This window comes from Bacillus sp. FDAARGOS_235, from assembly GCF_002073415.2.
Classification (GTDB): domain Bacteria; phylum Bacillota; class Bacilli; order Bacillales; family Bacillaceae_G; genus Bacillus_A; species Bacillus_A toyonensis.
Genome location: NZ_CP020437.2, coordinates 465,672 through 490,377, shown reverse-complemented (window position 1 = coordinate 490,377; position 24,706 = coordinate 465,672). Strand labels below are relative to the sequence as shown.

General features: G+C 32.4%; 25 protein-coding genes, 1 pseudogene and 1 other annotated feature. Of the genes and pseudogenes, 18 read left to right on the top strand and 8 right to left on the bottom strand.

What is annotated here, in order from left to right; translation table 11 throughout:
- Positions 1-939, bottom strand: a complete 939-nt coding sequence (locus tag A6J74_RS04230; protein ID WP_000683321.1) for a DMT family transporter — start codon at positions 937-939, stop codon at positions 1-3.
- Between the two features lie 127 nt (positions 940-1,066).
- Between A6J74_RS04230 and A6J74_RS04225 the strand changes: the two genes are divergently transcribed.
- The 3 genes from A6J74_RS04225 (at position 1,067) to A6J74_RS04215 (ending at position 3,191) form a co-directional block, all read left to right on the top strand.
- The gene (locus A6J74_RS04225; protein ID WP_000280147.1) at positions 1,067-2,437 is read left to right on the top strand and encodes an aminotransferase-like domain-containing protein; all 1,371 of its coding nucleotides are present in this window, start codon (positions 1,067-1,069) and stop codon (positions 2,435-2,437) included.
- Positions 2,438-2,457: 20 nt separating this feature from the next.
- Entirely contained in the window at positions 2,458-2,805 is a 348-nt protein-coding gene (locus tag A6J74_RS04220; RefSeq protein ID WP_001214245.1) for a hypothetical protein, read from the top strand.
- Positions 2,806-2,987: 182 nt separating this feature from the next.
- On the top strand, positions 2,988-3,191 hold the full coding sequence (locus A6J74_RS04215) for a hypothetical protein (RefSeq protein ID WP_000290882.1): 204 nt from the start codon (positions 2,988-2,990) through the stop codon (positions 3,189-3,191).
- A gap of 27 nt (positions 3,192-3,218) precedes the next feature.
- Here A6J74_RS04215 and A6J74_RS04210 read toward each other — a convergent pair whose 3' ends face one another.
- Positions 3,219-3,461, bottom strand: coding sequence for a hypothetical protein (locus A6J74_RS04210; RefSeq protein ID WP_000582705.1), 243 nt, complete (start codon positions 3,459-3,461; stop codon positions 3,219-3,221).
- Positions 3,462-3,688: 227 nt separating this feature from the next.
- On the opposite strand from A6J74_RS04210, the gene A6J74_RS04205 reads away from it, so the two are divergent.
- The 4 genes from A6J74_RS04205 to A6J74_RS04190 all read left to right on the top strand — a co-directional run bounded on the left by A6J74_RS04205 (position 3,689) and on the right by A6J74_RS04190 (position 6,923).
- Complete coding sequence (locus A6J74_RS04205) at positions 3,689-4,546, top strand: NAD-dependent epimerase/dehydratase family protein (RefSeq protein ID WP_000689422.1); 858 nt, start codon at positions 3,689-3,691, stop codon at positions 4,544-4,546.
- A 55-nt stretch (positions 4,547-4,601) separates the two neighbouring features.
- Entirely contained in the window at positions 4,602-5,099 is a 498-nt protein-coding gene (locus A6J74_RS04200; RefSeq protein ID WP_001021705.1) for a DUF421 domain-containing protein, read from the top strand.
- 262 nt (positions 5,100-5,361) lie between these two features.
- Entirely contained in the window at positions 5,362-5,991 is a 630-nt protein-coding gene (locus tag A6J74_RS04195) for a class I SAM-dependent methyltransferase (RefSeq protein WP_000397623.1), read from the top strand.
- Between the two features lie 299 nt (positions 5,992-6,290).
- Entirely contained in the window at positions 6,291-6,923 is a 633-nt protein-coding gene (locus A6J74_RS04190; protein WP_001194786.1) for a type 1 glutamine amidotransferase family protein, read from the top strand.
- A 149-nt stretch (positions 6,924-7,072) separates the two neighbouring features.
- On the opposite strand, the gene A6J74_RS04185 is transcribed toward A6J74_RS04190, so the two are convergent.
- A complete protein-coding gene (locus tag A6J74_RS04185; protein WP_001079469.1) occupies positions 7,073-7,774 on the bottom strand; it encodes a class I SAM-dependent methyltransferase in 702 nt (233 codons plus the stop codon).
- Complete coding sequence (locus A6J74_RS04180) at positions 7,771-8,673, bottom strand: SMP-30/gluconolactonase/LRE family protein (protein WP_000492439.1); 903 nt, start codon at positions 8,671-8,673, stop codon at positions 7,771-7,773. Before A6J74_RS04180 ends, A6J74_RS04185 begins: the two co-directional genes overlap by 4 nt.
- 139 nt (positions 8,674-8,812) lie before the next feature.
- On the opposite strand from A6J74_RS04180, the gene A6J74_RS04175 reads away from it, so the two are divergent.
- The gene (locus A6J74_RS04175; protein ID WP_044810524.1) at positions 8,813-8,983 is read left to right on the top strand and encodes a DUF2197 domain-containing protein; all 171 of its coding nucleotides are present in this window, start codon (positions 8,813-8,815) and stop codon (positions 8,981-8,983) included.
- Between the two features lie 78 nt (positions 8,984-9,061).
- Positions 9,062-9,318: a binding site (T-box leader), on the top strand.
- Positions 9,319-9,400: 82 nt separating this feature from the next.
- Positions 9,401-10,954, top strand: a complete 1,554-nt coding sequence (gene lysS, locus A6J74_RS04170; protein WP_000558628.1) for a lysine--tRNA ligase — start codon at positions 9,401-9,403, stop codon at positions 10,952-10,954.
- Positions 10,955-11,013: 59 nt separating this feature from the next.
- Here lysS and A6J74_RS04165 read toward each other — a convergent pair whose 3' ends face one another.
- Positions 11,014-11,442, bottom strand: coding sequence for a cell wall hydrolase (locus A6J74_RS04165; RefSeq protein ID WP_001128414.1), 429 nt, complete (start codon positions 11,440-11,442; stop codon positions 11,014-11,016).
- A gap of 151 nt (positions 11,443-11,593) precedes the next feature.
- On the opposite strand from A6J74_RS04165, the gene A6J74_RS04160 reads away from it, so the two are divergent.
- The 3 genes from A6J74_RS04160 to A6J74_RS04150 all read left to right on the top strand — a co-directional run bounded on the left by A6J74_RS04160 (position 11,594) and on the right by A6J74_RS04150 (position 14,320).
- Positions 11,594-12,508: an acetamidase/formamidase family protein gene (locus A6J74_RS04160; RefSeq protein WP_000285650.1), complete on the top strand. Its 915-nt coding sequence runs from the start codon at positions 11,594-11,596 to the stop codon at positions 12,506-12,508.
- Between the two features lie 124 nt (positions 12,509-12,632).
- Positions 12,633-13,340: a response regulator transcription factor gene (locus A6J74_RS04155; protein ID WP_000239006.1), complete on the top strand. Its 708-nt coding sequence runs from the start codon at positions 12,633-12,635 to the stop codon at positions 13,338-13,340.
- Positions 13,337-14,320, top strand: coding sequence for a sensor histidine kinase (locus A6J74_RS04150; protein WP_000620173.1), 984 nt, complete (start codon positions 13,337-13,339; stop codon positions 14,318-14,320). The genes A6J74_RS04155 and A6J74_RS04150 overlap by 4 nt, the downstream gene beginning before the upstream one ends.
- A gap of 182 nt (positions 14,321-14,502) precedes the next feature.
- Here the strand turns inward: A6J74_RS04150 and A6J74_RS04145 are convergent, their stop codons facing one another.
- Positions 14,503-15,129, bottom strand: a complete 627-nt coding sequence (locus A6J74_RS04145; protein WP_000361817.1) for a DUF6518 family protein — start codon at positions 15,127-15,129, stop codon at positions 14,503-14,505.
- 424 nt (positions 15,130-15,553) lie between these two features.
- Between A6J74_RS04145 and A6J74_RS04140 the strand changes: the two genes are divergently transcribed.
- Positions 15,554-16,453 (top strand): LysR substrate-binding domain-containing protein, encoded by a 900-nt coding sequence (locus tag A6J74_RS04140; RefSeq protein WP_306472665.1) that lies wholly within the window; start codon positions 15,554-15,556, stop codon positions 16,451-16,453.
- A 74-nt stretch (positions 16,454-16,527) separates the two neighbouring features.
- On the opposite strand, the gene A6J74_RS04135 is transcribed toward A6J74_RS04140, so the two are convergent.
- Complete coding sequence (locus A6J74_RS04135) at positions 16,528-17,517, bottom strand: aldo/keto reductase family protein (protein ID WP_000395979.1); 990 nt, start codon at positions 17,515-17,517, stop codon at positions 16,528-16,530.
- Positions 17,518-18,035: 518 nt separating this feature from the next.
- On the opposite strand from A6J74_RS04135, the gene abc-f reads away from it, so the two are divergent.
- The 5 genes and pseudogenes from abc-f (at position 18,036) to A6J74_RS04105 (ending at position 24,212) form a co-directional block, all read left to right on the top strand.
- Positions 18,036-19,664 carry a ribosomal protection-like ABC-F family protein gene (gene abc-f, locus A6J74_RS04130; protein WP_002105200.1) on the top strand — a complete coding sequence of 543 codons (1,629 nt, stop codon included), beginning with the start codon at positions 18,036-18,038 and terminating at the stop codon, positions 19,662-19,664.
- An 18-nt stretch (positions 19,665-19,682) separates the two neighbouring features.
- Positions 19,683-20,276: pseudogene (locus A6J74_RS04125) on the top strand (GNAT family N-acetyltransferase).
- Positions 20,277-20,646: 370 nt separating this feature from the next.
- Positions 20,647-21,417 (top strand): ABC transporter ATP-binding protein, encoded by a 771-nt coding sequence (locus tag A6J74_RS04120; protein ID WP_000404264.1) that lies wholly within the window; start codon positions 20,647-20,649, stop codon positions 21,415-21,417.
- Entirely contained in the window at positions 21,392-23,323 is a 1,932-nt protein-coding gene (locus tag A6J74_RS04115) for an ABC transporter permease (RefSeq protein WP_000144137.1), read from the top strand. The genes A6J74_RS04120 and A6J74_RS04115 overlap by 26 nt, the downstream gene beginning before the upstream one ends.
- 220 nt (positions 23,324-23,543) lie before the next feature.
- A complete protein-coding gene (locus A6J74_RS04105; protein ID WP_000831680.1) occupies positions 23,544-24,212 on the top strand; it encodes a lipoprotein BA_5634 family protein in 669 nt (222 codons plus the stop codon).
- Positions 24,213-24,278: 66 nt separating this feature from the next.
- On the opposite strand, the gene A6J74_RS04100 is transcribed toward A6J74_RS04105, so the two are convergent.
- Positions 24,279-24,620, bottom strand: a complete 342-nt coding sequence (locus tag A6J74_RS04100) for a DUF3914 domain-containing protein (protein WP_001165487.1) — start codon at positions 24,618-24,620, stop codon at positions 24,279-24,281.
- Between the last annotated feature and the right edge of the window lie 86 nt (positions 24,621-24,706).

Below are 24,706 nucleotides of genomic sequence, written 5' to 3'. Positions count from 1 at the left end.
TTATTTACTTAAGGAAGTATTCTTTTTCTTTATTACAATCCCTTTTTTTCCTAAAAAGTTTGTGCCCACTACTCCAAGAACAATCAGAATTGTGCCGATGATATGGTAGTATGCGATTTGTTCATGTAAGAATGCAACTCCTGCGATAATGGTAATAAGTGTAGATAAATTGCTGAAAACACTTATTTTAGCTGCTTCAATATAAGATAATGAATAGTTTAATAACAATGCGGTCAGTAAAGAAGATAGTAATCCTAAATATAAAATGGAAATAAGAAATGTTCCATTCATAAATGGCTTAAAGAATATAGTTAATGTACCTTTGTTTATATGGCTAGTGATAGCAATTACATTAAAACTAATAAAACCAATCGCTGTCATTGTGTAAGTTAGATCCATTAGCCTGAAATTCTTTGTCATTTTTCGAGCTAATACATTATAGCAAGCAGATGATAATGCCGATAACAAAATAAGAATAACACCGATGAGACTAGTTTCATGTGCCTCTAAACCATTCATGATAAATATATAAATAACACCGATGACAGAAACGAGAACAGAGGTTTTTTGCCATATATTCGTATATTCTTTTAAAAAATAGGAAGCTAATATCATCGTAAATATAGGAATTGCCGCTTGGATAATTCCAGCTTCAGATGAACTTGTATACACTAAGCCAAACGCTTGGAAAGCAAAAAATAGTGCTGGATAAAATATTGCAATTGGTAAAAGGGCAAGTATGTTTTTAAATGATATATTTAACTTTACAAAACCGAAAATAACGGGAATGCTTGCAGCTACGAAAGCAATTGTAAAACGATGAGCAAGAGTATCGAGGGGACTCGTAACTGTTAGTGCTAATTTCACAAACATAAAGGAGAATCCAATAATAAATGAATAGAGTAATGCTGATAAATATGCCTTTGTTGTATGTTTCATAATTTCACCTCATAGTAGTTGATTTCATACTGGCCAGTATACGTACATAGTAATCTTTCTGATCTAGTGCTACAATGTGAACAAATACAAACTGTACCGGTACAAATTAAATGTTGAGGTGGTAATGATGTATAAGTATTTACATGTTTTAAACGACTTAGAAAGTATGATTCAAAATGGAGAGGTAAAAGAAGGGGGAAAATTACCGTCTATTCGGGCTTTAGTTACGCAATATGAATGTAATAAGGCGACAGTTATACGTGCACTTCATGAATTAGAAAAGCGTCATATTATTTATTCCGTCCCTCAAAGTGGATACTACGTTGTTAAGAAATCCGGGAGTATCATAGAAACTAACGAGATAATTGATTTTGCTTCCTCAGCACCAGATCCAGATGTGTTTCCGTATTTAGATTTTCAACATTGTATTAATAAGGCCATTGATACATATAAAAACGACTTGTTCATATATGGAACGCCGAAAGGTTTACCAATTCTAATTCCAGTTATTCAAAAACAGCTGACAAACTATCAAGTTTTCACAAAAGAAGAAAATATTTTTATAACGTCAGGTGTGCAGCAAGCGCTTGCTATATTAACATCAATACCATTTCCGAATGAAAATGAAACGATATTAATTGAACAGCCAACCTATCATCTATATATTGAATATCTAGAAATAAATAAAATTCCTGTAATCGGTATTAAACGTACGAATGAAGGTATCGACTTAAATGAATTGGAACGTATATTTCGAACAGAAAAAATAAAATTCTTTTATACGATACCGAGATATCATCATCCGCTTGGAACTTCTTATTCTAAAGATGAGAAAGAAAAAATAGTGCTATTGGCTAAGAAGTATAATGTATTTATAGTAGAAGATGATTATTTAGCAGATTTAGAAACTGATTCAAAAGCAGATCCGTTATATAGCTTGGATAATTGTAATCATGTCATATATTTGAAAAGTTACTCGAAGATTATATTTCCTGGTTTACGAGTCGGTGTGGCGGTTATTCCACCAGCTATTGCAAATGCTTTTCATAAATATAAAAAGATTTTAGATATCGATAGTCCAATGATATCCCAAGCTGCATTAGAAATTTATATAAAGAGTGGCATGTTCGAACGCCATAAAAATAAAATTAAATCTTCCTATTACGATAGATCAAAAAAACTAGCAGAAATATTAGAGAAAGTGCAAAATGAAAACCCACTTTTATTTACATATAAAAAGCATAGTACGATAGGAATTCATACTTGTTTAGAAATACATAAAACAAGTATTTCGGAAATGTTTTTTGAGAAATTGAGTGACATTCAAATAAATATTGATTCTATTGATAAAAATTACGTCAAAGGTTTTCCTAAAGAGAGATTGTTAAAGTTAAACGTATCGAATGTAAAAGAAGATAAGATTGAAGAAGGAATTCGCAAAGTAATCGAGGAAGTAAAGCAATCGGCACGTCTAGATTTTCAATTTAAAAAAGAATAATACGAATAAGGAGGTTTATTGTGAGAGGGAAAATAATAACCTTGTTTGTATGTATTGCTATAGGTATTGGAGCAATGGTAGTTATTAAATATTATATAGATGATGATCAGTGCATAGCAGTTGCAAAATATTCAAGAGGTATTATCGTAGATCAAAATAACGAACCTATATCTAATGTGAAAATTTATGAAGATTCTATTGAAAGTGAGGAACGTAGTATTTCAAATGCACAAGGTGAATTTGAGATACCACATGGTGTTTGTGGTGAAATTGCGTTACAAGTGGTTACTCCAGATGGCGGAATTTATACGAGAAAATATGATAGTGAACATATACCAAAAGTAATAAAGATGGAGTATAAAAAGTAAGAAGAATCATTTTAAACCAATGCAAGGTGAATATGTTAAATCAAAATTGATAATTTTTTAGAGCACTCAATAGCTAAGTGCTCTTTTTGTGTATGACATAAGTGCATTGTATGGAAAAATATAACAATAAATGATATCCTTAAAATATAGCTTTTATTTTGAATAGGAGGGCGATGGAGTCTATGGCGGTACGTATAGTCGATGATTTACAGCAATTATCTTTGCTCCTTATGTTTTTAAGTACATTTATATTTTACAGATATTTAAAAAAGATTAAACGAGAGAGAAAATTGAGTTGTTTCGAATGGACAATGTATTTTGTCACTCAATTTGCGACATTAATTTGGGCAATTACTTATTTTATTAAACACTTAGCAGAATCGTAAATTCTAATCATTCAATCTAGCTTACTGTTATCTATTAGGTGTATAAATATAGTCTGTATCTAAATCGATGACAACATCGCTTATGACGTCTTCCTGTAATAATTTTGGAATTTTTTCGTATTGATATCGTACACAAAATAAGCTTAGAAGGTCCTCATTAGATATCTCTTCATTTTTTATATTTAAATACATTGTTATTAATTCGTTAATAGAACAGTTATGGCCAATAACATACTCATTTATTCCATATCCATCAAATTCAATTATCATGTTATCACTGCTGGGTGCTAGCCAACGTTTTAGCTTAAAATTTGGATAAAACATCCACATGAAATATATTATACTTCACTCACACAATGTTTTGAAGAATTGAGATCAGGGGTAATTAAACAAAAGTATATGTTTCATATGAATAACGAAAAAATAGAGAAAATATTTGTCACAAACCTCACATCTGTTTCGTCACATTTATGATTACTAAATGAGGAGGAACATATATGAAAATATTTGTAGCAGGTGCAACAGGTGTTATAGGACGTTCTTTATTACCTATGTTAATAAAAGAGGGGCATACGGTATTTGCAATGATTCGTAATGAATTACAAGTAGAAGCAATGAAGAAAATTGGTGCTATACCAGTAATAGCCGATGTGTTTAATCGACAGGCTGTATTTTCTGTATTGGAAGAAACAACTCCCGATGTAGTTATACATCAATTAACGTCATTGTCTACATGGAATTTTGAGGATAATGCAAAAATTAGAACAAAAGGCACTCGTAACCTTGTCGATGCCGCAAAAAATGTAGGGGTAAAGAAAATAATCGCTCAAAGTATTTCATGGGCGTATGAAGCAGGGGATACATTTGCGACAGAAAAAGATTCACTACATATTACTGCTCCTATGCCTCGGCAAATCACTGTTAATGGCATATTAAAATTAGAATCAGCTGTTTCTGAGTTACCAGAATCGATTATTCTTCGTTACGGTACACTATACGGACCGGGAACATGGTATGCGGAAAACGGCTTAGTTGCAAATCAAGTTCGTAATAATGAAATGATTGCAACAGATGGGATAAGCTCTTTTATACATGTCGAAGATGCCGCTAGAGCAACTATGTTAGCTCTTAATTGGCCTCCAGGAATCGTAAATATTGTAGATGATTCCCCAGCAACTAGTAAAGAATGGTTACCAATATACGCAGCTGCAATTGGGGCACCGGCTCCTAAAGCTCAAGCTGGGAAAAATAGTTGGGAAAGAGGAGCCTCAAATTATAAGGCACGTAAAGAGTATGGATGGACACCTTTATTTCCATTATGGTCTGAAGGATTTAAAAATTTGATAAGTATGTAAAATAATCCTTTAATGGGAATGCTAATAACATTCACCGTTAAAGGATTGGGCTATTATGAATATAATTTGGGAAAGTATTATTTTAACCCTTACTGGAATTATTGTTTTAAAAATGACAGGTAGTACATCTGTTAGCCAAATGACGAGAGCTGAAATAATTATAGTTGTATCAATTGGACGTATTATTGTAGAACCTGTATTAAGTAGGAAAGTAGTTCCATCTATCTTTGCCGCTATCATATTTTCGGGCATACTACTTATCATTCATTTCTTTGAATTGAAATCAAGGAAGGTGGAGCAATTCCTAAATGGAAGTAGCATTGTAATTGTTGAAAACGGAAAGATTGTAAAAGCAAATTTGATACGGGCAAAAATGTCAGAACAACAACTTTATATGCAATTAAGAGAAAAAGGGATTCATGATGTAAAGCGTTTACAGCAAGTTACAGCGGAACCGAATGGGCGTATTGGCTATCAATTAATAAAACAAGCACAACCAATAACTTTAGAAATGTTAGAAAAAGTATTAGATCAGTACAATATAAAAAGATAATTTTTCATGAGAAACAGCCAATACTACAATAAAAATATTGGCTGTTTTTTTATTTTCTATAAACGTAAGGATTAATAAAATAGGGGAGATTTTTAACCAATCTTTATAATAGATATAAGCTTATTATTATGCTATATTCAATGGGCTACGATGACTAAGGTAAGTCGTATGAATAGAAGAAAAAACTATATACCAACAATACAAAAAATTTACCTTTACTTTGATACTAAAAATGGATTGAAAATAAGGAGATAGATACATAATGGAATTTTGGGAATCAAGTTTTATTGAAAAACAAACGATGTGGGGATTTGAACCTACAGAATCTGCAATTATGACGAAAGATTTTTTTCTTGAAAAGAACGTTAAGGATATATTAGTTCCGGGTATTGGATATGGAAGAAATGCAAAGGTTTTTATTGATAATAGGATAAATGTAACAGGTATTGAAATTTCAAAAACAGCCATCGATTTAGCAAAGCAAAACGGACTAGAAAATATTAGTATGTATCACGGTTCAGTAAATGATATGCCTTTTGATAACAATCTTTATGATGGGATATTTAGTCATGCACTTCTTCATTTGTTGAATAAGCATGAGCGTGAGAAATTTATTAAAGATTGTTATAATCAGTTAAAACCAGGCGGATATATGGTTTTTACAACGGTTTCTAAAAAAGCGCCAATGTACGGAAAAGGGAAACAGTTGGACCAAGATTATTTTGAGATAATGGAAGGTGTAAAAATGTTCTTCTATGATTCTGAATCTATAAAACATGATTTTAATGAATATGGACTAGTACAAGTTTCGGAAATTGACGAACCAAATAAGAACATGGAAAATAAGCCTTCAATCAATTTTTTAATGATAAAATGTAAGAAAGAACAATAAATAAAGAATTGTAAGCATTACTAACAATCTCTATATGTTGAATATGAACCAATAAAGAGGACGAGCATATATTATAAATACCTCTTAACTTTCGTTAATAGGATATCTCAAAATCCCCGAAAAGAGCACTTGCGGAAACGAGTGCTCTTTTATTTATGTGATAATAGATTTTTATGGGTATTCTATTTGGAATTTTAAACCATAAATATAGAATGTAATGTTAAACTTAATGTAGCACTTGTTGAAATTAATAGTTGTGCTGTAATAGAGAATAAAGTACTTGAATGGAGTGTTATTGAATGCAAACAAGAAAAGCTTATTTATATGTATTTCATACGATGTCAGATTGGGAGTACGGACATTTAATTGCCGAACTGAATACAGGAAGATATTTCAAAAAAGGTTTAGCGCCTTTAAAAGTAATTACAGTAGGAGTAAATAAAGAAACGGTTATTTCAATGGGAGGCTTGAATATAAAGCCAGATATTTCCCTAGATGAATGTGTGTTTGAGAGTAACGATCTATTAATTTTACCTGGAGGAAATACTTGGAGTGAAAATATACATAAACCTATTTTGCAAAAAGTTGATGAAGCTTTAAAGATGGGCGTAATTGTTGCTGCGATTTGCGGTGCAACTATAGGGCTTGCAAATTACGAATTCTTAGATGATAGAAAGCATACAAGTAATAGTTTAGATTATATGAAAATGGTTTGCCCGAATTATAATGGAGAAAATTTGTATGAAATGGGACCTGTAGCATCTGACCAAAATCTCATTACTGCATCTGGAGTAGCCCCTCTGGAGTTCGCAATGGAAGTACTGAAAAAATTGGATGTACTTGCGCCGGATACACTTCATTCATGGTATAACTTACATAAGACTCATGAACCTGATTATTTCTTCCAGTTAATGAATTCTCTTAATAATTGAGTAGTTTTATAGTATCTCGAATAGGAACCATGCTTTAGATAGACAACGTCAAAGCATGTTTTTTTTGTTTTATTTCATGAATATTTAAATATGCAAATCTCGTATAATAAAAATGAATTCGAGAGAAATATTCTTCTCTTTTTATACGATTATTGCTGAACGACAAAAGTAATAGTATTTGTTTTTAATTGAATCTTTCTTTCATTTCGAACTATATCATATGCTAATTCTTTTATTTCAAGTTTTATTTCTTTCCATCCAGTATAAATGCTTTTTAATAGATGTATCATTTCTTCGGTAGGGAGATTAATTTCAATTAAAGCATCTAATGTTTGATTCGTTTTCTTGTCTATTTCTCGTATGTTCGAGTTGATAATTAAACAATTGATACCATCATTCTTTATGCCTTTTTTCGTAGATTGGAGCACGTTTTTAAAATCTTCTTCTGATTTAACATGCTCTAAACTTGATACTGCAACGATATAGTCATAAGTGTTAGGAGGAATATAGTAGTTTTCAATTACTATTTGTTCCGTTTTTATTACTTCAAATACACCATGTACTTTGCTATAAACTTGTAACTTTGTTAAAGCAGAATGAAGTAAATCAACACAAGTAACAGTGCCGCTACAATTTTTTATTTTTTGTGCAATTGGAATACTATTTCTTCCAACGCCAGATCCGAGGTCAAGTACTTGCAAGTTGTTTTGTCCTTCGAAATAGTCCATCATGTCCATAACTGTTTTAACTGGTTTGTAAAGCCAAGATCCAGTCTCAAATAGTTTATATTGTTCATAACAAAGGTCATGATATTTCTTTTCTTCTTGTCTTATGTAATCGATACGATTCATATTGTTTCAGCTCCAATATGTTCACTGCAAAATGAATAGGTAGGACAGCCTTTTATATTCGTTTGAATTCGAAAGATACCACCAGCATGTGGGTACTTTTTTAATTCTTCATCCGTCATTCTTGTTCTGGCTGTCGTAACATATAAGTCAGTTGAATTATGGCCTCCAAATGTACACGACGTTACATATAATGCAGGAATTGGAACACTTAATATTTGTTCTCCAGTCAAAGAATTCCATCTAGTAATCTTCGAACCACCCCAATGTGCAATCCATAAGCAACCTTCTTCATCGATTGTCATCCCATCAGGTAAACCATCATTTTCAGGAAAAAGGATAACATCAGTTGGATTACTAATTTCTCCAGTACGTATATCATAATGAAAACGAACTACTTTTTTAGTAGGTGTATCAATAAAATAAAGGTATGTATGATCAGGTGACCAAGCGATTCCATTTGATGTATTTACATATGAAACTTTTTTCTCAACGCTCAAATTATTATATAAACAATATAAGGAACCTGCAGCATTTATTCCATTTAAATCAGTAGTACCCGCCCAGAAGCGACCAGCTGGATCACATTTCCCATCATTAAAACGATTTTCTACTAAATGTGGTTCAGGATCATAAATATGTGTCAGTTTTTCTGTTTTCAGGTTAAGAGAGTAAAATCCGTTTTCCGTTGCTAAAAGTACTACATCCTCTACATATGGAACAACACAGCCGATTTGCTGATTAAGGGCAATTACCCGGTTTGTATTGTTAGTGGGATTATAGATGCATAATGTTTTCTCCATAATATCAACCCAATATAAAAGTTGCTTTTTTTCATTCCAACATGGTCCTTCAGCTAAAGTTGCTTTAGCATCTAAAACTAATTCTATATTACTAAACAAGATGTTCACCTCGCATTATAAGATATTTATATAATTCGATAAAAATAGAGGTAAACCTTTTAGCGAGAGAATCTTAAGATTTGCAATGTAGAAAACAGACCTTTTCATATTAAAAAAGTGTATAAACACAGAGAGGAAAATGCATATGATGTTTTATGAGGTTGTTTGCTTTTCTTGTAAAAATATATTCCGAGTATATGAAGGTAGTGAACAATATAAGCGGTTTAAAGAGAAATCGAAAGGGATATATTGTTGTGATGAATGTAGCCACAAGATTCAATTAGAAGCGATAAAACATTTTTTCAGATAATTATATGTAATGTATTACCGTTCAGAAAAATTTGACAATAAACGTGTAATAAATTATCATATGTAAAAATCAACATTTAAAATGGCATGGAAGAGAAGAGTAGTTAAGAAAGAATACGTACAGAGAGCTCTGGTAGCTGAGAAAGAGCGGTATACATCTTAATGAAAAAAGACTTGGAGCTGCGCAAGGAACTAATTTATTTAGGGATGGTGCGACGGGTTCTCCCGTTATAGAGATAGGGTATAAGCATATTTTGCCGTACCTGAAAAGGTTAATATGGTGACGTATTAACAAACTGAGGTGGTACCGCGAAGCTAATAACTCTCGTCCTCAAGATGAATAATCTTGGGGGTGGGAGTTTTTTTGTTGTATAAAACTGAAAATGTGAAAACAAAAAATAATTGAGGTGAGTGACATATGCATTGGGCGTATGAAGTAGCACATGAATTAATTAGAAAACATCCAAATAAAGAAACTTTTGTTTGTGCATCTGGAATTAGTCCATCTGGTTCTGTTCACATTGGAAACTTCCGTGAAATAGTAACGACTTATTTTGTTGTAAGAGCTCTGCAAAATTTAGGGAAAAAGACTCGTTTTATCTTTTCATGGGATGATTATGACAGGTTTAGAAAAGTTCCTAAAAATATTGATCCATCTTTTGCAAGATACATTGGTATGCCGTACTGTGATATCCCTGATCCGCATGGGTGTCATAACTCATATGCAGAGCATTTTGAAAAAGAGTTTGAGAAATCGCTTCAAGCATTTGGGATTGAAGTGGAATTCATATATCAACATGCTGAATATAGAAGCGGAAGGTATAATGGCAATATATTAGAGGCTTTGCATAAAAGAAAAGAAATATATGATATTTTAATGCGTTTTAAAACAGGAGTTCACTTTGAAGAAGATAGAGAAAACTTTTATCCAGTTACGTTATATTGCGAGAGGTGCGGGAAAGATGCAACAACGATTACACAATTTGATGAAGTATTAGAAACAGTACGGTATGCATGTGAATGCGGAAATGAAAATGAATTATCGGTAGTAAATACAAATAAAATGAAACTGAATTGGAAAATTGATTGGCCGATGAGATGGATGATAGAGGATGTTATTTTTGAACCAGGCGGAAGAGATCATTCATCGGAAACAGGTAGTTACAATGTATCAAAAGAAATTGTAAGGGAAATATTCAATCGTGAAGCGCCTTATTACGTTGCTTATGATTTCATTGGTCTTAAAGGTAATCATGAAAAAATGTCTAGTTCTTCAGGAAATAGCATTACACCTAGCGACTTATTAAACGTGTATGTACCAGAAGTAATTCTTTTTATGTTTGCAAAATATAGGCCAGGCGCAGTTTTTCATATTGGCCTTGATGAAGATGTGATCCGAAATTATACAGAGTATGAACGATTGAAAGATAGTTATGAAAATGAAGCACTAAAAAATGAAGATTTATTTGATGCAATTAAACTTTCTAGAGTTGATAACCGATTTAATGAATATCCAAAGTTTAATCAAGTTGCAAGTACTTTACCACTATTAAATTTTGATTCCTCTATTTTACAAAATATATTAGAGAAAATAGATAGGAGTTATGCATTACCTGAAATGATTGCGATAAGTAATCGTGCAGAGTATTGGATAAGAAATTTTCAATCTGAAAAATTGATTACGGTAAATAAAGAGAAGAATACGGAGTTTTATAACACATTAGAAGATAGACAGAAAAACTGGGTGGAAGAAGTTTGTAAAACACTTCGTTCTAATAAAGAATATTCTAATTTAATGGAGCAACTGTATACGATTTGTCATCATGAAAATAAAAAAATAATGAAAGGAAATCAAAAGCTATTATTCACCATTATATATAGGCTCGTTATGAATCAATCAAGTGGCCCACGTATACCGTTATTAATACATGTGGTAGGCATCAAAAAAATCATCACTTTATTAGATTTCTAATATATAGCTAAAAGCAACGCAAGTACTCAAAGATCTAAGTGCTTGCGTTGTAAATTTTACTACCGTGTATACAGTTTTGGACATTCATCACCACTTGGCTCATAAAAACAATGGCTTTTAAATTGCCCTACAAACGGCTGATTATACCATTCAGGTGGGCAAGCTCCAACTGGACGGAAATACCAAAGAGCCCATCGTGCTGGCCAGCGCCATTCACCTTGTAAAACCTTTCTTGCAATTTCTTTTTCTGACTCACGAGCGCGTTGATAAAAATATCCATATTGTACCGCTTCAAATCCACCGGGGCTTTGATATACAGCATCACGAACGGTACGGAGTTGTTTGAAATCTAAGCAATCGCAAAATACACGATTCACAACAACGCAGCCAACAAGCTGTTCACCTTGTCGGCCTTCTCCTTCAGCTTCAGCACGAATTAAACGAGCTAGTAAATCAACATCGCTTTCGTTATATGGAATAAGGGGCATAGTGATACCACCTTTCTGTTATAGTAAAGAGTGTATGTTATAAAATAAGCTACGTGCTTTTTTACATAAAAATAATATTTGATTTTAATAGGAGTTTGTATAAAAAAAGTTAATTAGTAATAGTAGATAAATAGAAAAGGGGAGAGGTATTATGTATCGAATTCATAAAGATGACATTATTTACGCAATGTCACCAGAAAATAAGCCGTGTATGGAAGTGGAAATTGGGAGCCGTCTTGTATTTGAAACATATGATTGCTTTGAAAACCAAATTGATTCTGAAGATGTTGTGTTCCAAGAATTAGATTGGAACCGAATTAATCCAGCGACTGGGCCTGTATATATTACAGGTGCAGAACAGGATGATATATTGGCCGTAACGATTGAAAAGATTAAAATTGCAGAGCAGGGTGTTTTAACTACAGGTGCGAACCTCGGTGTAATGGGTGAAGTGCTAAATGAAAATACAGTGAAAATCGTCCCAATACATAATAAACATGTTTTGTTTTCAAATGAACTGCAAATTCCGATTAATCCAATGATCGGTGTGATTGGTACTGCGCCGAAAGAGGAGAGTATTTCCTGTGGAACACCGCATGACCATGGCGGAAATATGGACTGTAAAGAGATAAAAGAAGGGACAATATTGTTATTACCTGTAAATGTTCCTGGTGCTCTATTAGCATTAGGCGATTTACATGCAGCGATGGGTGATGGTGAAATTGGTGTTAGTGGAGTAGAGGTTGCTGGTGAGGTGACGGTAACAGTTCAGATTATAAAAGGAAAGAAATGGCCACTACCAATGGCTATCCAAAAAGAAAAAGTAATGACGATTGCTTCAGAGAAATTGTTAGACGATGCAGCGAATCGTGCTGTACATAATATGGTGACATTTTTACATGAGGAATTAGAAATGTCTAAAGCAGATGCAACTCTTTTATTATCAGCAGCGGGTAATTTAAAAGTTTGCCAAGTAGTGGATCCACTAAAAACGACGCGGATGGAACTAGGAATGGAATATGCGGAAAAGCTAGGTTTTAATTGGAGTAAATTTAATATTAAATAAGAATACTAGAAGAAGGATGCTGTTTTTTAAAAGTATCCTTTTTTAATTTACGGATGAAATAAAAAGAGGTAGTATTTACTTTGTATAAGTATATTTGAGATTGTGAATTAAAAGGAGTTTAAGAATGGTCAAAATTATGATTGTTGAAGATGATATGAAAATTGCGGAGCTATTATCAACTTATGTTGCGAAATACGGTTACCAAGGAATTGTAATATCGGATTTTCAAAATGTGTTAGACATATTTTTAGAAGAACAACCAGAGTTAGTTTTATTAGATATTAATTTACCAAGCTTTGACGGTTACTATTGGTGTCGTCAAATTCGCGGAGTTTCCACATGTCCAATTTTATTTATCTCGGCCCGTGAAGGTACGATGGATCAGGTTATGGCGTTAGAAAATGGTGGCGATGATTTTATTCCGAAGCCTTTTCATTATGAAGTTGTAATGGCAAAAATTCGTAGCCATTTAAGACGTGCTTACGGTGATTATGCACCGAAACTAGAAGAAAGAATGGTTGAGCAACAAGGACTTAGTTTATATCCCGAAAGGCTTGTATTGAAGTTGCGGAATCAAGAGATTGATATAACGAGAAACGAAGCCATTTTATTAGAAATGTTAATGAAAAATTATCCGCGTGTTGTGAGTAGAGAAGTGTTACTTAATAAGTTATGGGATAGTGAATCTTACGTTGATGATAATACATTAAGTGTAAATACAACACGTGTGCGTAAAAAGTTAAAAACATTACATATTGAGGATGCGATTGAAACAATTCGTAGTGTTGGATATAGGTTGCATATTACTTGGGAAAATGGTGTGGAAAAATGATAAGGCTGTTTATACGTGACCATATACCACTTATTTGTTTTACAGTGCTCCAACTACTAGCCATATTCCTCGTATATTGGTTTGATGGACATAATCATATTACAACAGCATTATATGCAATGTTTTTAGGTGCTTTTTTTATGGTAAGCTACTTAATATTTCGTTATTTTACACATCGTTCTTTTTATGAGCGTTTAGCAAATCCATTGCAATCTTTGGATGAATCCGTTCAAAAATCTGATTTTGCAGTTGTATCTACTGCTCTCCAAGATTTGCTTGATGCACAATATCGTCATTATCAAAATCAACTGCAATTACAAGAAAGAAAAAATAATGATCATTTAACCTTTATGAATCAGTGGATTCATCAAATGAAAACACCTCTATCTGTAATAGAATTAATTACACAGGATGAAGTGGATTCGCGTTTTGAAAGTATTAATGAGGAAACAGATCGCTTGAAAAAGGGATTAGAGATGGCATTATATGTCGCGCGTTTAGAAGCATTTACACAAGATTTTTATGTAGAAAGAGTCCAACTACATAAAGTAGTAAATGATTCCGTGCATGAACATAAACGCTTCTTTATCCGGAATTTTGTATATCCAGAGCTTGAAATTGATAAAGGTATTACTGTAGAAAGTGATGCGAAATGGTTGCAATTTTTAATAGGACAAATTATATCGAATGCGATTAAATACTCATCAGGTAGTAGAGAAAAGATTAAAGTGAAAGCATGTAAGGAATGTAATACTGTTGTACTTGAAATAGCCGATAGTGGCGTCGGGATACCGAAGCAAGATTTACCAAGAGTATTTAAACCGTTCTTTACAGGAGAAAATGGTAGAGATTTTAAAGAATCAACTGGAATGGGGTTATATCTTGTATATGAAATTACGAAACAATTAGGGCATCGTGTAGAAATTCATTCAGAAGTTGGTAAAGGTACCATTGTACAAATAACATTTTTTAATGTGTAAAAAAGTGATCTAGGCTAAAGAACTTTGGAGTTAAGTTTTTTAGCCTTATTTTATAGCGAGTAAATGAAATGATAATAAATACGACTGTTAAATTAGAAGGATTTAATAATAAGTTAATTGATAGATAATTTTTTGTAAGAAACAAGCTACCCCTTTGAAAGAGCTAGCTTTATGAATTGTAATTAAGCAAACAAACTTAATAATTTATATCCAATTAAACCTAAAATAATGATAGGAATCACCACTAAAAAAGAAGAAATTCGATTAGCATTAGAGCGTTCCAATACAATAATCAAGATAATTCCGACTATCACTTCGGTATATCCAACAGGTAACATGTGACTGTAGTCTTCAAAATTTAAAAGAATGTGAAGCCCATCCGTTACAAAAACTCCACTTATAAGTGCGCTTCCGAATTTATGAAGAGGATTTGTAGTATCTTTCCATAGAAAACCTGCAATTCCGAAGATAGTTCCTCCTATACATGCACATACAATCCATACAGATATAAAATAAATAGAGTGAGCTACATTTTTAATAATTATTGCATAACCATAATAGCCTAAAACCATACCTAGCAGCGCAAGTATACCGGAAAGCATAGCTGTACGCTTAGAATAACTAAGACTAGCCACAAAAAAGGATGGAACTAACCAAACACTTCCTAGGTTAGCTAATGAATTCCAATTTCCTGGAAGTATACCTTGACCCAATTTAGTTAGTATACCAACAATAATCCCTACTATAATCGGGATGAGAAAAATCTTTAAAAACATATTTGATTTTGTGATTTTTAATGTCTTGTCCATAAATTCAATCCTTACTTTCATATTTTCTGCAAACTTATAATAGCTTATTAAGGGGGAATAATCAATAAAATTTTATTGAAAAACAATAAAATTTTATTGAATAATAAATGATACTTTGTTTTTACAATTAGGTGAATACAATATCAAAAACTAGTTACTCAACTAAAATGGTAAATGAAATAATATATGCAAGTAATAAAATTGCTGAAAACATATAATTCAACTTATCATAAGATGCTCTTGAGGATAACATTCACTCTTATACTTGTAATTTAGAATTTTTAATGATTTTCATCTCGTATTTACAATGAAATGATTTATGATAAAAAAGAAAAGGGATTGATATATTTTCCTCCTGTTTTTTATTTACGATTTATTAGAAGGAGGGCTTCTTTGCTAGTTGTTAATAATAGGGGGGATTGCAATAGATATTCGGAAAATGAGATATTTTATAACAGTGGCAGAAGAATTAAACTTTAGTCGTGCAGCAGAGCGTCTTATGATGGCACAACCGCCTTTAAGCCAAGAGATTCGTAAATTAGAAGATGAATTAGGGGTTCAACTTTTTTACCGGACAAAGAGAATGGTTGAGCTTACCGATGCCGGGAAAATATTTTTAGAAGGTGCGCGACAAACGCTGCTTCAAGTAGATAGAACGATTAAAGAAACACAGCTTGCGGATGAAGGAAAGATAGGACATTTAATAATTGGGTTTGTCGATTCTACAGAAACCGTTATAAATGTATTAAAAAAATTTCGGGAACGGTTTCCTAAAATTAAGCTCATATTACGCGAAATGACAACAGATCAACAAATAAAAGCACTCTATGAAAAACAAATTCATATTGGATTTATTCGTTCCAAGCAGAATAATGAAATTTTAACTTCCGAAGTTTGTTCTGTAGAATATTTAAAATTGGTTTTGCATGAAGAGCACCCTTTCGTTATGTTACGTAACATTCCAATTAAATCATTAGTGGATGAACCATTTATTTTATTTCCACGTCATTTTGGTACAAACTTTTATGATGTAATTATTAGTTACTTTTGGGAACATGGAGTAAGTTTAAATATTGTTCAAGAAGCGATTCAAATGCAAACGATTGTGAATTTAGTTGCAGCAGGAATGGGGATTTCTGTCGTTCCATCATCAATGGAAAGTTATAAAAAACCGGGAGTTACATATAAAGAAATTCAAGAAAATACCCCAAAAATAAATTTATATGCTGGATGGAGACTAGATGAACAGTCCGTTGTGTTAGAGAACTTTTTAATAGTTGTTAGAGAGGTTTATACAACTTCACAATGTGAATGTAAAAGATAATAACCCATCTGTATAGGATGGGCAGTGTAGATTTGAAAAGGAAAGCTTCTTTATAGGTAGAACAAAAAGGTGTTTTAACCTGTTTTGCTCGGATCATACTCAATGAAATCTTTTAGTACACCATCGATTTGATCAATAATTTCAGGTTGTAATTTAACGCTAGAAGCAATTACGTTTTCTCTTATTTGCTCTGGATTTGATGCACCAATAATTGCAGAGGAAACAGCTGGATTTTGTAATACCCAAGCAACTGCAAGTTGAGGTAAGGTAAGATTAGTTTCTTGCGCGATGGGATTAAGTTTCTGAATTGCATTGAGTACATCATCGCTCATCCAGCGTTGCACGAGTTTTTGGAAAAATGGTTTACCAGCATCAGAGTTAGCACGTGATTGATTCGGCAATGGTTTACCAGGTTGATATTTTCCTGTGAGAATACCTTGTGCAAGGGGAGACCAAACAACTTGACCAAGTCCCTCACGTTGACATGTTGGTATTACATCAGTTTCAATAACTCGCCACAACATCGAATATTGAGGTTGGCTAGCGATAAGTGGAATGTTCAATTCTCGTGCAAGTGCTGCACCACGGGTAATTTGTTCTGATGTCCACTCACTTACGCCTAAGTAAAGGACTTTACCTTGTCTTACAAGATCAGCAAAAGCTAACATCGTTTCTTCAAGGGGAGTTGTTGTATCAAATCTATGTGCATAATAGACATCAATGTAGTCTGTCTGCAACCGTTTTAATGATGCATTACAATTTTCAATAATATGTTTCCGCGACAATCCACGATCATTTTTTCCAGGTCCGGTCGGATGACATACTTTTGTACATAGTTCTATACTTTCTCGCCGTATGCCTTTTAAAGACCGGCCTAGTACTTCTTCGGCTATCGTGTCCGAATAAACATCAGCAGTATCAAACGTTGTAATTCCGACATCTAGTGCGGTTTTCACACAATCATTTGCAGTATCTTCATTTACCTTTCCGCCATGGTTTATCCAGTTCCCGTATGCAATCTTACTTACTGTTAACCCACTGTTTCCGAGTTTGCTAAATTCCATTGTAGAATCCCCCCTTAAAAATGATACCTTTATTATAAGAACTGAAATTTAGTATGTATAATATATGATTTATGATGAATCTATATAAAAATTATATAAGAGGGAGATGTTTAGAATTTTATTGTTAGGGGAATCTAAAGCAAGTAGTACAACAAATGTGGTTTATGCTTGTTTAATATGAAGTTTAGAATTGATAAATAGACCTTAAAAAAAAGCAATCTTTTTAAAAGCACATATAATTGCATTTACTCATACAGTACTATTATGGTACAATATGGTTACTAACGACGGAAAGGAATGATGGGTGGACGATGATTAACTAATCTTATTTTTAAATGTTGAAATTAAATAAATTTCAATTTGTAAAAAATAGGATTAGTCTGCCCAATTCCATTCAACGGTATTGCTATTTGATTTGCGTAATAGCTTATTTGGGTATAAATAATGTAATGACTAATCCTGCCAAAATTACTTTGGGAGGATTTTTTTGTTCTCCCTTTATGAAAGGGATCGGTAATATGAAAGAGCTTTTAAAATTAAATGATGTGTATGTTGAAATAAAGGAAAATACTTTGTTAGAAAAAATGAATGTAGTAGTAAAACAAGGGGATATAATCGGATTAATTGGTAAAAATGGTGCTGGTAAATCAACGTTACTTCAATTAATAAATGGGAAGATTGAGCCATCAAAAGGAATTGTTGAGTGGCAGCAAATGAATATGACAACAGCATATGTTGAACAAGAAATAGAATCTTTTATTAGTAAGGATGTGATTGCAAAAGAAGCAGAGCTTCTTGCAAAATGGGGCGTGCCAACGAATGATTTTCGTACTTTAAGTGGTGGTGAAAAGCTGAAAGTTCGGTTAGCGAAAGGATTTGCGAAAAATCCTAATGTCTTAATATTAGACGAACCGACAAATCATTTAGATGAGATGAGTACGGAATTTCTTATTAAACAAATAAAAAATATGAAAGGTACAGTTATCGTTGTATCGCATGATCGATATTTTTTAGATGTTGTCGCAACAAAAATATGGTCAATTGAGGATAAAAAATTAATTGAGCATAGCGGTAATTATACGAGTTATATGAAAGCACGTGAGCAAAAAAGACAGACGCAACAACGTGAATATGAAAAGCAGCAAAAAAAGATTGAACAAGTAGAAACACATATAAAAGAATTAAGTTCATGGTCACAAAAGGCACACGCACAGTCTACAAAACAAGAAGGTGTTAAAGAATTTTATCGTGTAAAAGCGAAGCGAATGGATGCGCAAGTTAAGTCAAAACGAAAACGTCTCGAAAAAGAGCTAGAGAAAACGAAAGTAGAACGTGTGAAAGAGGAATACTCAGTTGAGTTCTCTATTCAAGCGAGTAAAAAAGTAGGAAAACGCTTTTTAGAAGTAAAACAATTAAAAAAAGACTTTCATGGAAAAATATTATTTGAAAACGTTAATTTTACAATTCAGCACGGTGAGAAGGTTGCGATTGTTGGACCAAACGGTAGTGGGAAAACAACATTACTAAAGATGATTATGGGAACGGAAACTGTGGAAGGAGAAGTATGGGTTTCACCATCTGCAAACATCGGTTATTTAACACAAGAAGTATTTGATTTACCACTTGATAAAACGCCAGAAGATTTATTTTTTAAAGATTCATTTGAAAAAAGAGGGAAAGTCCAAAATTTAATGAAACATTTAGGGTTCCAAGCTTCTCAATGGAAAGAGCAGATTGAACATATGAGCATGGGAGAACGAGTGAAATGTAAATTAATGGTTTATATTTTAGATGAAAAAGACGTACTCATTTTAGATGAACCGACAAATCACCTTGATCTGCCTTCACGCGAACAGCTTGAAAATACATTAGCGGAGTATAATGGAACACTAGTTATCGTTTCTCACGATCGATATTTTCTAGAGAAAACAACTAACACAAAACTCGTGTTTTCAAATCATACGATACAAAAACAGCTAGAAGAACCTCCTAAAACAAGAGATGAAATTGAAGAGTTGCGTTTAACGTTAGAAACAGAGAGACAAGAAGTATTAGGAAAATTAAGCTTTTTAACTTCTAATGATAAAGAATATAAAGAACTTGATGAACGATTTATAGAACTTACGAAACAGATTAAGGCGCTATAATTATTTAGGGGGATTAACATGGGAGCAGAGAGTTCAACTAAGTTATTTAGAATAGACTGTGGAGATATATATCTACAAGAGTTTACTATGAAAGATACTGAGAGTATTTATAAAATATCGAATCAACCGGAAATAGAAAAATTTTTGCCAGACTAGAAATCAACGAAAGAACAGAGGGTTAATTGGATTATCAATGATGAAATACCAGCAAATAAAGCATTTCTTGAGGCAGTGAAAACTACGAATAACATAGATAATCATATGTTAAAGCTAGGAATATTTAAGCAAGCTACAAATGAATTCATTGGATGGTGCTGCACAGGTATTAAAGAAGAACTCCCTTCACCAAACAGAGAGATAATGTATGCTATCTCAAGTGAATATCAAAATAATGGCTATGCTACAAAAGCGACTAAAGGCTTAATTGACTATTTGTTTAAAAAAACAAATGTAAATGTCCTCAACGCAATTGCTTTAATTAAAAATGTACCATCAAATAAAGTTATTGAAAAATGCGGATTTACTTATATGAGCCAACAGACGATAGAAAATCGACTATTTAATCATTATGTATTGAGTAAATCAGAGTGGATAAAAAATATAGCTCTTTGAAGGGAGCTATATTGCATATGAAATCAGTAATAAAGCTTAGAGCTAAAACTCTGAGCTTTTTTTCGTACTATATGATAAGTTGTTATTCATTGTTTTAAAGTTGTATAGTTATTCTTTATAATATATTGCATGTTGCTAATAAAGAATACAAGGTGTTTCAGCGAATAGAAGTAAGAAGCATTGTATTCCATACCACTATACAAATATTATAAGATAGATATACGTTGATTATATATTGGAAATAGATTTGTTATCAGTTTTTTTAGAAATCTTACAAGCGTGTAAGATAAATGAAAGATGAATCAATATGTGCTATAAGACAATTCATTTACACTTTATAGTGAGCAGCGGAAATGAAGGGAGAATATAAATGGAAATTTTACATGCAAAAAGTATTAGTAAAGTATATAAAGGGAAAATACCTTTTAAAGCATTGGTAGATATTGATTTATCAATTCAAGAAGGTGAATTTGTAGGAATTATGGGACCATCAGGTAGCGGGAAAACAACATTATTAAATATGGTATCTACTATTGATTCTCCTACATCGGGAGAAATATTAATAAATGGTACAAATCCTTTTCAGTTATCATCAGACAGTTTAGCTTTATTTCGTAGGAAACAATTAGGATTTGTTTTTCAATCATTTAATTTACTTAGCACACTTACAGTGAAAGAAAACATTGTATTGCCGATGACACTAGATGGTGTATCTGTACAAGAAATGAACAAACGAGTGGAAGATATTGCAGAGAAATTAAATATTGCAGATATATTGAGTAAAAGAACGTTTGAAATATCAGGGGGGCAAGCTCAAAGAACTGCAATCGCTCGTGCTATCGTTCATAAACCACAATTATTACTTGCAGATGAACCAACAGGGAATTTAGACTCTAAATCTTCAAATGATGTAATGGAGATGCTAGATACTCTTAATAAAGAAGAAAAAGCAACGATGATGTTAGTTACACATGATCCGTATGCAGCGAGCTTTTGCAGCAGAGTTATATTTATTAAAGATGGTCAATTATATAATGAAATTTATTGTGGTGAAAGCAGGCAAGCCTTTTATCAAAAGATTATGGATGTCCTTTCTTTGTTAGGAGGCAAAAGGCATGACTTTTCGTCAGTTCGCGTTTAATAATATTTTTCGTAATAAGCGTACATATGCTGCTCATTTTTTAAGTTGTACATTTTCTATTATGATTTTCTTTACGTATGCCCTTTTATTATTTCATCCTGATTTACAAGGGGAGTTGAAATCGACAAGTGCAACAATAAGTGCATTTGGTACATTAGGATTTACAGTTTCGCAAGGCTTGATATTTGTTTTTTCATTTTTCTTTATTCTATATTCAGTAAGTTCATTTTTAAAAACGCGTAAGAAAGAATTTGGCATTTTAATGATGCAAGGTATGTCAATGAGGCAGCTAAAGAAATTATTATTAATTGAAAATATGTTAATTGGGCTTGGGTCAATTTGTATAGGGATTTTCATCGGTCTCATATTTTCTAAACTAGTATTATTGATTAGTGCAAGTGTATTAATGATTAGTAATGGCTTACCTTTTTATATACCAGTGAAGGCTGTACTATTAACAGTCATCACATTTCTTTTCTTATTTTTAATCGTTTCGCTTGTTACTTTTAAAATGATAAAAGTAACGGAACTTGTGGAACTTATTCAAGCAGAGGAAAAGCCAAAGCCTGAACCGAAATTTTCCATTTTATTATCGCTACTTTCTTTAATTAGTATAGGCTATGGATATATTTCAGTATTTCGCTTTATCCCAAGTATTAATTTTATTACGCTCGGAATAGGTGTACTTCTAGTCATTATTGGAACGTACTTTTTATATACACAGTGTAGCGTGTATATATTGTATCTTGCTAAAAGGAGAGAATCTTTCTTTTTAAAGAGAACAAATATATTAACATTTTCAGAATTGATTTACCGTATGAAAGATAATGCAACGATGTTTTTTATAGTATCTATTATTTCAGCAGTTGCATTTACAGCAATAGGTACAACAGCCGCTCTTGGTAATAGGAATTTAGTGTGGATGACAAACCCATATACATTTCTGTATGAAAGCTCTGAAAACAACAAATTAGTAGATAAACATCTCTCTATTATAAAAAAACATCTCTCTGATGCAAATATTCCGTACCGAATGGCTTCATCTTCAAGTAAATTTACAGAAAGTAACGTAAATGTATTGAAATTAAGTGAATATAACGAACTTACGAGAGCACTAGGGTACCAACAAGAAACAATTGAAAAAGAAGATGAAATTTTACTAATTCCTGGGAGGGTGTCACAAAAACAAGAATTTAAAAATGGTGACTATAAAAAAAATATTGAAGTTATTCAAGGTGATTGGACAAAGACATTTCGTGTGAAAAAAACTGTTGGGGATTTAGTTTTACCACATGATTCTAGTAGTATTTATATTGCTGTTCAAGATCATGTGTATGATGAAATTCCTCTGACGAGTAATCCACAAGATGAAAATATTCAACATCGTACTTATGGATTTGTTGTAGATGATTGGATAAAAACGAAAGAGATTTCAAATCAATTAAAGAGTATACTCGATAAAGATCTCAGGGACAGAGATTTCTACTTTGAAGCTTTAACATTAAACTTGTTGGAGGCAAAGCAAAAGAATGGTTTATTACTCATGGCAAGTGTTTTAGTCGGAATCGTCTTCTTTACATTTGCTGCTAGTTTTATTTATTTCCGATTATATACTGATTTGGACCGTGATCAACAACAATATAAAATGATTTCGAAAATGGGATTAAGTAAACGAGAGTTAAAAAAAGTTGTAACGAGACAGTTAGTATTAATGTTCTTCTTACCAATTATCATTGCAGTGATTCATACTGTAGTTGCGTATACGGCACTGCAACAATTAGTCAGTTTTTCTATTTTAAACAGCTCGATCTTTATTTTAATTTCATTTATATGTATACAAGTTTTATATTTTTTTATCACTCGTTGGCGTTACCTACAAAAGCTTTATAAGACTATGGAGCAATAAAGTGAAACTTTAATCAGTGGGGGTTTCCTTCATCCCCCACTGATTATTAGCCTTCACCAATCGGGCTTTTGCGGGCAGTTGAGCCCCCACCTAACTTCTTTGCTCTCGCTGAATTTTGAGGTGGGGGTCTTACTGCCCGTTAATGCGAGATAGAGGATATTAACTAATAAAATTACAAAAAAACATGTAAAAAATGATATGAATTATGAAAGGAACCGTGATGAAAAGAACTTTAACTATTTTTATGTTAACTATAATACTTTTAATAAGCTTTAGTGCATGCTCTAAAAAGGACAACGCATTCCCTGCAAACGGTGTATTAATTATTGGAGATGAAAATAATATTTCACCAATTATTAATCGTTATCAGGAAATTACGAAAGAAAATGAAGTGTTTTCTGTGAAAAAAAGTGAAGTTGGAAATGGACATGTCTTAATTTTAAATGAATCTACAGCACTAGCGTTGATTAAAGAAAAAGTTTTTCGTAAACGAGATAATGACTCCGATTATATTATAGATACGTTACCGAAATTCCCAAAAGAAGGATCGCTACTGTTTACAAGTGAAGACGAAAAGACTATGAAAAGTATTAAAATAGAAGGAAAAGAGATTCCTGTTACATACGATAGTGACGCTTGGATAGGTAACAATCGTAAATATCCAACGCAATCGTATGTGATTGTAGCAAAAAATAGTGTATATAAGGAAATAAAAGCAAATGAAACGAAAATGCATCTTCTTCAATTTAAGAAATCTTTAGGTGACGAAAGGCCTAAAATGTCGACAGATAATACAATGGTTAATGAAAATGTCAAAGTAAAAAAGCTAATTAAAGGTTTGGAAGGAGAAGTATCTTTTCAGTTTGTAACGATTGGAGAAAAATCTTAAAAAAGAGTTCGAGGTTGATAGAAACTATATCAACCTCGAACTCTTTTTAGTTATATGCCATTTAGATTACATTACTTCATTTAATCGAGTCTCGTTTGTTTCCTCAATCACATTTGGGTTTTGAACCGAATTACTTTGAGCTTCTTTTTCTTTACGAGACTTTTGTAGCATTTCAAGAATGATCCATAATGGAACACCTTTATCCTTTAACATCTTCCATAAATCTAATTCGTTAAATTTATGCTCAGGCTGTTTCATTTCTTTTTCAGATGAACGAATATCGAACTTGATAGGATCATTTGCTTTCTTACCTTCAAGTTTAGTAGAAGAGATAGTATTATGCTCAAGGTTAGATGGAGTTATTTTAGTAGGTTGAGCTAATGTATGAATGTTTGATCCGATTTGCATGCTTTTTCCTCCTTTTCAAGCAATAAAATTAGTTTTCTTATGATTGTTAAATTCATGTAACATGAGGAAACTACATTCAATTATAA

What these genes read in the sequence shown, in the direction of transcription:
- A6J74_RS04230 (WP_000683321.1), bottom strand. Translation starts at nt 939, where the DNA reads ATGAAACATACAACAAAGGCATATTTATCAGCATTACTCTATTCATTT.
- A6J74_RS04225 (WP_000280147.1), top strand. Translation starts at nt 1,067, where the DNA reads ATGTATAAGTATTTACATGTTTTAAACGACTTAGAAAGTATGATTCAA.
- A6J74_RS04215 (WP_000290882.1), top strand. Translation starts at nt 2,988, where the DNA reads ATGGCGGTACGTATAGTCGATGATTTACAGCAATTATCTTTGCTCCTT.
- A6J74_RS04210 (WP_000582705.1), bottom strand. Translation starts at nt 3,461, where the DNA reads ATGATAATTGAATTTGATGGATATGGAATAAATGAGTATGTTATTGGC.
- A6J74_RS04205 (WP_000689422.1), top strand. Translation starts at nt 3,689, where the DNA reads ATGAAAATATTTGTAGCAGGTGCAACAGGTGTTATAGGACGTTCTTTA.
- A6J74_RS04200 (WP_001021705.1), top strand. Translation starts at nt 4,602, where the DNA reads ATGAATATAATTTGGGAAAGTATTATTTTAACCCTTACTGGAATTATT.
- A6J74_RS04195 (WP_000397623.1), top strand. Translation starts at nt 5,362, where the DNA reads ATGGAATTTTGGGAATCAAGTTTTATTGAAAAACAAACGATGTGGGGA.
- A6J74_RS04190 (WP_001194786.1), top strand. Translation starts at nt 6,291, where the DNA reads ATGCAAACAAGAAAAGCTTATTTATATGTATTTCATACGATGTCAGAT.
- A6J74_RS04185 (WP_001079469.1), bottom strand. Translation starts at nt 7,774, where the DNA reads ATGAATCGTATCGATTACATAAGACAAGAAGAAAAGAAATATCATGAC.
- A6J74_RS04175 (WP_044810524.1), top strand. Translation starts at nt 8,813, where the DNA reads ATGCATATGATGTTTTATGAGGTTGTTTGCTTTTCTTGTAAAAATATA.
- lysS (WP_000558628.1), top strand. Translation starts at nt 9,401, where the DNA reads ATGCATTGGGCGTATGAAGTAGCACATGAATTAATTAGAAAACATCCA.
- A6J74_RS04165 (WP_001128414.1), bottom strand. Translation starts at nt 11,442, where the DNA reads ATGCCCCTTATTCCATATAACGAAAGCGATGTTGATTTACTAGCTCGT.
- A6J74_RS04160 (WP_000285650.1), top strand. Translation starts at nt 11,594, where the DNA reads ATGTATCGAATTCATAAAGATGACATTATTTACGCAATGTCACCAGAA.
- A6J74_RS04155 (WP_000239006.1), top strand. Translation starts at nt 12,633, where the DNA reads ATGGTCAAAATTATGATTGTTGAAGATGATATGAAAATTGCGGAGCTA.
- A6J74_RS04150 (WP_000620173.1), top strand. Translation starts at nt 13,337, where the DNA reads ATGATAAGGCTGTTTATACGTGACCATATACCACTTATTTGTTTTACA.
- A6J74_RS04145 (WP_000361817.1), bottom strand. Translation starts at nt 15,129, where the DNA reads ATGGACAAGACATTAAAAATCACAAAATCAAATATGTTTTTAAAGATT.
- A6J74_RS04135 (WP_000395979.1), bottom strand. Translation starts at nt 17,517, where the DNA reads ATGGAATTTAGCAAACTCGGAAACAGTGGGTTAACAGTAAGTAAGATT.
- abc-f (WP_002105200.1), top strand. Translation starts at nt 18,036, where the DNA reads ATGAAAGAGCTTTTAAAATTAAATGATGTGTATGTTGAAATAAAGGAA.
- A6J74_RS04120 (WP_000404264.1), top strand. Translation starts at nt 20,647, where the DNA reads ATGGAAATTTTACATGCAAAAAGTATTAGTAAAGTATATAAAGGGAAA.
- A6J74_RS04115 (WP_000144137.1), top strand. Translation starts at nt 21,392, where the DNA reads ATGACTTTTCGTCAGTTCGCGTTTAATAATATTTTTCGTAATAAGCGT.
- A6J74_RS04105 (WP_000831680.1), top strand. Translation starts at nt 23,544, where the DNA reads ATGAAAAGAACTTTAACTATTTTTATGTTAACTATAATACTTTTAATA.
- A6J74_RS04100 (WP_001165487.1), bottom strand. Translation starts at nt 24,620, where the DNA reads ATGCAAATCGGATCAAACATTCATACATTAGCTCAACCTACTAAAATA.